A 5,868-nucleotide genomic window follows, 5' to 3' on the forward strand; every position below is an offset into this window, starting at 1 on the left:
CGCTGGCGGCCTGCGAAAGCTTGACGGTGAAGGTGATCTGCGTCACGCCGGAGTTGCCTTCACTCACGGAGGCGTCGTCGATCGACAGCGTCGGCAGCACCGGGGGCGGCGGCGTGGTCGTCGTGCCGTTGAGCGTGAGGTTGCTCGCCGCCGTGCCGCTCGAGGTCGACGCCTGAAAGCCGAACGTGACCTGGCTGTTGGCCGGTACGTTCGCATTGTACGAAAGGTTACGCAGGACGTAATGGTTGCCGACGTGGCTGACGATCTCGGCGCCCCAGATGTTGGTAATCAGGAAGCTCGCGTCGAACTCGACGGTCCAGCCCTGCAGGGCCTCGCCACCGCCGCCGACCGTCATGTCGCCGATGAATCCGGAGCCCCAATCATCTCCCACAACATAATTGATCGTAGCCATCCCCGCCTCTCTCGTGTCGGTGCCGCGCCGAGTGGCCCAGTCCCGATATGTCTTGCCGCGATATGTCATGGCCGGGGCAAGTTGACAGCCGGCCCGGGACTTTCACTCGTTGAATATGGCAGGATTGTCGATGAACGAAGCAAATTGCGGTGGCACGGTGAAATCGGCATGACCCTCAGGGTATGTTCACATATGCGCGAATCGGCATGTCTTCGCGATTGCGCTCGCAGCATATCCAGCCCTCGGAGTTTTCAACCTTGTCGGTGAACGCCATCGTCAGGACGGCTGGATCGATCGGCGAATACTGGAATGGGTTGCGCCTGTTCTGGCGCGCGCAGCTCATCGGCTGGGGCTTCTTCGCGATCCTCGACCTGGTCTACCAGCGACTGATCTACCATGAGTTCTGGGTCGCCGCGTCGCGCGCGCTGCCGACCGTCCTGTCGCTGGTCGTCGTCTCGTCGATCCTGCATTCGATCTATACGTCGCGCCGCTTCGATGGCGGACTCACCCGACGCACGGTGATTTGGATTCTCGGGTTGTCGATCGCCATGGCACTCCCGGTCGCGGTCTTTGCCTTCGCCGCCAGTGAATGGCTGGATTGGTCGGTGCCGGGGCGCGATCCGCTCGACGATTTCGCCTTCCCCCTGATTCACTACTCGATCGTGCTGTGCGGCTGGAGCCTGTGCTATTTCTGGCTGCGCGCCGAGACGGCCAAGCAGGCGGAGCATCGCCACGCCATGCGCTCCGAGGCGGAGGCGCTGCGCGCCCGGCTCGAGGAACTGCGCCTGCAGCTCGATCCGCACTTCCTGTTCAACGCGCTGAACGGCGTGGCCGAGGAGATCCCCGACCACCCCACGGCGGCGCTGGCCATGCTGCGCGATCTCACTGCCTATCTCCGGCATTCGCTCGATGGCATCCACCAGACCGTGGTGACGGTGGAGGCGGAGGTCGCTGGCCTGTCGGCTTATCTCGGGGTCCAGCGTGCGCGCTTCGGCGAGCGCCTGCGCACCTCTTTGCATGTCGATCCCGAGGCGGCGACGCGCCGGATCGCGAGCTTCCTGCTGCAGCCGCTGGTCGAGAACGCCGTGCAGCACGGCAACCGTGACCATGGGCTCGATGTCGGCATCGACATTCGCGCCGCCGGCGATCGGCTCTACATCACCATCGACAATACCGGAACGCTCGATGATCACGCCACACCGCGCCGAAATCACAGTGGGATCGGGCTGGAGAACGTGCGGCGACGCCTGGCTCTACATTACCCGAATCGCCACCAGTTCGTCCTGCAGCAGGCGGAGAACGGAGAGAGCCGGGTGGTCGCGACCATGATTTTGGAGGGTGAGCCGTGCTCCGCGCCCTGATCGTCGACGACGAGCGACTGGCGCGTCAGGCGATGCGGCGCTTGCTGGCCGCCCATCCCACGATCGAGATCGTCGGCGAGGCCGAGACACTCGACGAGGCCATCGCCGCCATCGAGAGGACCGAGCCGCAGCTCGTGTTCCTCGACATCGAGCTCGGCAACCGCGGCGACGGCTTCGACCTCCTGGCCAAGCTGGAGCGGCCGCCGCTCATCGTGTTCGTCACCGCCTATGCCGAGTACGCGGTCGACGCCTTTACCGTCAACGCCGTCGACTATCTGCTGAAGCCGGTCCTGCCCGAGCGTCTCGCCGAGAGCTTGGTGCGGGTCGAGCAGCACATGATCCGCATCGTCGCCGCGTCCGGACAGAAGGTCCAGGGCATGATCGCGCTCCGGACGCCGAAGCAGACCGTGCTCACCGCGCCTTCCGAGATCGCCGCCCTGCGTGCCGACGGCGATTTCACCCACGTCTTCGTCGCCGACCATCCGACGGTGATGATCCTGCGCACCCTGGGTCATTTCGAGAGCCTGCTGCCCTCGCCGCCGTTCCTGCGACTCGGCCGCTCGCTGATCATCAACCGCGACCGCCTGCGCAAGATCGAGGCGCCGTCGCGCGCCGGGGCGCGCATCGTCCTGCAGGGCATCAAAGCGCCATTCGAGCTCGGCCGCGCCGCCGCCGCCCGCCTGCGCGAGCTGGTTTCACCGGACGAGGTTTGAGCTTGTTCCCTCCCCAGCTTCGCCGGGGAGGTGTCGGCGTAAGACGCCGACACCTGAGTACGATGATTCAATACCCCGCCGTCCGATCCACCACCTCCTTCAGCGGCGCGCCGTCGAGGAAGCGGCGCAGGTTGTCGACGAACAGGCGGGCGACGAACTTGTCGCGCTGGGGATGTGGGCCGCCGATATGCGGCAGCACGATGATGCCGTCGGTCCTCCAGAATGGATGGTCGGACGGCAGCGGCTCCTGGCGGAACACGTCGAGAATTGCGCCGGCGATCCGCTTTGCGGTCACGGCGGAGATCAGGTCGTCATCCTTGATGAGATGGCCGCGGCCGAAATTGAGCAGCCAGGCCGTGGACTTCATGCGAGCAAGCCGCTTGGCGTCGATCAGGTTCTCGGTGTCGGTCGTGGCCGGCAGCAGCAGCAGGACGAAGTCCGATTGCGCCAGCACGTCGGTGGTGCGGTCGGGTGGCAGGACCTCGGCGACGTTCGGCATCGGCGCGGGCCGGCGCTTGGTACCGATCACGCGCATGCCGAGCGTCGAGGCGATGCGGGCCACCTCCTGGCCGATCGCACCGAGACCCAGGATGCCGAGCGTCTTGCCGGTGAGCGGCTGGGCGACCGTGTGGACCCACTGGCCGCGCCTCTGGTTCTCGACCGCGACGGCGTATGGCTTGGCGATATGGAAGATTGCCCCGATGATGTTCTCGGGCATCGATTCGGTGTGCGTGCCGCGCGCGCAGGTGAGCGCGAGTCCGGACGGCAGGTCGGGCAGGGCGAGCCAGCCCTCGACGCCGGCGCTCATCGCCTGGGCCCAGCGCAGCTTGGGCATGGTCGGCAGCAGGCCAGGCGGAACGGCGCCGGCCATCAGCGCTTCCGTCCGCGCGAGTTGCTGGGCCGACGGCTTCTCCTTGCGCGGCAGCGTGTCGACGGCGACGCGGTCGGCCAACCCGGCCGCGGCGATGGCGTCGAGATAGGGGGCGGTCTGGTCGGTCCACAATAGAATATGGGCGCGGTTGGTCACAGAAACGGCTCCTGGTGTGGGAAAGCGCGAGACTAGCCGGCCCGGCACCTTGGGCCAAGCAGGCATGGCCGCCGTCCGCCGGGTTGGCTAGGATGCACGCCGCGTGCGTAGAAGGAGGCGTTTCAGGAAGAAAACAGTATGCAGCCGCAGAGCCGCGACGACGCGGCCGCGCGGACGGGAGGAATCAAACATGAAGAGCCGAACCTCGTGGTATGCGTTGCTGAGCGTTGTCACGGCGTTGAGCGTAACGGCGAGCCCCGGTTGGGCCCAGAAATCGGGCGGCGTGCTGCGCATCCAGCACATGGACACGCCGCCCAGCGCGTCGATCCACGAAGAGGCGACCGTCTCGACGGCGGTGCCGTTCATGTCGCTCTACAACAATCTCGTCATGTTCGACCAGAACGTGCCGCGCAACAGCTTCGAGTCGATCGTACCCGACCTGGCGACGAGCTGGGCGTGGAGCGACGACGGCAGGAAGCTCACCTTCAAGCTGCGTGAAGGCGTCAAGTGGCACGATGGCAAGCCTTTCACGTCGAAGGACGTGGTCTGCACCATCGACCTTCTGCTCGGCAAGGGCGACCTGCGGCGCAACCCGCGCGGCGCCTGGTACGGCAATGTCGAGAAGGCGACAGCCCAGGGCGATTTCGAGGTCACGCTGCACGTCAAGCACAGGCAGCCCGCGCTGCTTGCCCTTCTGGCGTCCGGCTACTCGCCGATCTATCCCTGCCACGTCTCGGCTGCCGACATGCGGCGCCGTCCGATCGGCACCGGCCCCTTCAAGTTCGTCGAGCTGAAGATGAACGAGGGCGTCAAGCTTGCCAAGAACAAGGACTATTGGAAGAAGGGGCGGCCCTATCTCGACGCCATCGAGTTCACCATCATCCCCGACCGCTCGACGCGCATGCTGTCGTTCGCCAGCGGCAAGTACGACATGACCTTCCCGACCGACGTGACGGTACCGCTCCTGAAGAACCTCAAGAAGGACGCGCCGCATGCCCAGTGCACGATGCGCGCGACCGGCGTCAGCACCAATCTGATCGTCAATCGCGAGATGCCGCCGTTCGACGACCCGCGAATCCGCCGCGCCATGGCGCTGTCGCTCGACCGCAAGGCCTTCATCGACATCCTGTCGGAAGGCGAGGCCAAGATGGGCGGCGCCCTGCTGCCGCCGCCTGACGGTGTGTGGGGCCTGCCGTCTGATCAGCTGGAAGGTATCGTCGGCTACGGCGACGTCGCCAAGAGCCGCGACGAGGCGCGCGAGCTCATGAAGCAGGCGGGCTACGGCCCCGACAAGCGGCTGAAGATCAAGGTCAGCACGCGCAACATCGCCCCGTTCCGCGATCCCGCGACCATCCTGATCGACCATCTGAAGCAGATCTACATCGACGGCGAGCTCGAGGTGATCGACACCTCGGTCTACTACAACCGCGTTTTCAAGAAGGACTATGTGGTGGCGCTGAATCTCACCGGCACCGCCGTCGACGATCCGGACGTCGCCTTCTTCGAGGGCTATGCCTGTGGCTCGCTGCGCAACTACAACAACTACTGCAATGCCGAGATGACCAAGCTCTTCGAGGCGCAGTCGCAGGAGACCGACCAGAAGAAGCGTATGAAGATGGCTTGGGAGATCGACCGCAAGCTGCAGGAGGACATCGCCCGTCCGATCATTGCCCACAACCGCGCCGCCGGCTGCTGGCAGCCCTATGTCAAGGGCATCACCCTGCACGTCAACAGCATCTACAATGGCGCGCGCTTCGAGGACGTCTGGCTGGATCGGTAGGCAGCAATCGAGCGGACCGCGGGCGTCCCCCCGCTCATTTCCCTCTCCCCCGAATGGGGGAGAGGCCAGGTGAGGGGGCTTCTAAGGCTGCTCCGTCACCTGTGACCCCCTCACCGAGCCTCTCCCCCTAGCGGGGAAGAGGAGGAAGAGGGAGTACGCCTATACAGAGGCATCCACGATCGCCGCCTCGTCGGCGGCATCGAGAGCCATCGGCGTGCCGGCGCGGATGAGTTCGGCGAAGCCCTCGTTGGGCACCATGATGGTCAGGCAGTAGAGCCTCTCCGGCCCGGTATTCTCGACCACGTGCTCCATGCCGGGCGGCAGAACCAGGGTGTCGCCCTTGGCGATGTCGTAGCTCTTGCCGTCGCACCAGGCGCGACCGCGCCCTCCGAGGACGTAGAACATCTCATGGGCATATTGATGGGTGTTGGGCGGCGTCTTGCCGCCGACATCAAAGATCTCGATCACCGAGATGAAGGGCAGGCGGTCGGCCACCGGGTCGACCATCATGACGAACTTGTTGGTGTCCTGGGGCGAGATGCGCGACACGCGACAATCGAGGGTACGGCGAAGCA

General features: G+C 65.4%; 6 protein-coding genes. 3 read left to right on the forward strand and 3 right to left on the reverse strand.

Features of this window, described 5'->3' with window-relative positions:
* The coding region (locus tag AB7O82_RS35445) for a cellulose binding domain-containing protein (RefSeq protein ID WP_428621594.1) at positions 1 to 412 on the reverse strand (412 nt) is incomplete at its 3' end.
* A gap of 263 nt (positions 413 to 675) precedes the next feature.
* Between AB7O82_RS35445 and AB7O82_RS35450 the strand changes: the two genes are divergently transcribed.
* Positions 676 to 1,773 (forward strand): sensor histidine kinase, encoded by a 1,098-nt coding sequence (locus tag AB7O82_RS35450; RefSeq protein WP_428543431.1) that lies wholly within the window; start codon positions 676 to 678, stop codon positions 1,771 to 1,773.
* Complete coding sequence (locus AB7O82_RS35455; protein ID WP_428543385.1) at positions 1,758 to 2,486, forward strand: LytR/AlgR family response regulator transcription factor; 729 nt, start codon at positions 1,758 to 1,760, stop codon at positions 2,484 to 2,486. Before AB7O82_RS35450 ends, AB7O82_RS35455 begins: the two co-directional genes overlap by 16 nt.
* A 67-nt stretch (positions 2,487 to 2,553) precedes the next feature.
* Here AB7O82_RS35455 and AB7O82_RS35460 read toward each other — a convergent pair whose 3' ends face one another.
* On the reverse strand, positions 2,554 to 3,513 hold the full coding sequence (locus AB7O82_RS35460; protein WP_428543383.1) for a D-2-hydroxyacid dehydrogenase: 960 nt from the start codon (positions 3,511 to 3,513) through the stop codon (positions 2,554 to 2,556).
* Positions 3,514 to 3,703: 190 nt separating this feature from the next.
* Between AB7O82_RS35460 and AB7O82_RS35465 the strand changes: the two genes are divergently transcribed.
* On the forward strand, positions 3,704 to 5,293 hold the full coding sequence (locus AB7O82_RS35465; RefSeq protein ID WP_428621595.1) for an ABC transporter substrate-binding protein: 1,590 nt from the start codon (positions 3,704 to 3,706) through the stop codon (positions 5,291 to 5,293).
* A gap of 159 nt (positions 5,294 to 5,452) precedes the next feature.
* Here the strand turns inward: AB7O82_RS35465 and AB7O82_RS35470 are convergent.
* Positions 5,453 to 5,868: cupin domain-containing protein (locus tag AB7O82_RS35470; RefSeq protein WP_428621597.1), on the reverse strand; the 416-nt coding region annotated here is incomplete at its 5' end.

The organism is Reyranella sp., assembly GCF_050185545.1.
GTDB lineage: Bacteria > Pseudomonadota > Alphaproteobacteria > Reyranellales > Reyranellaceae > Reyranella.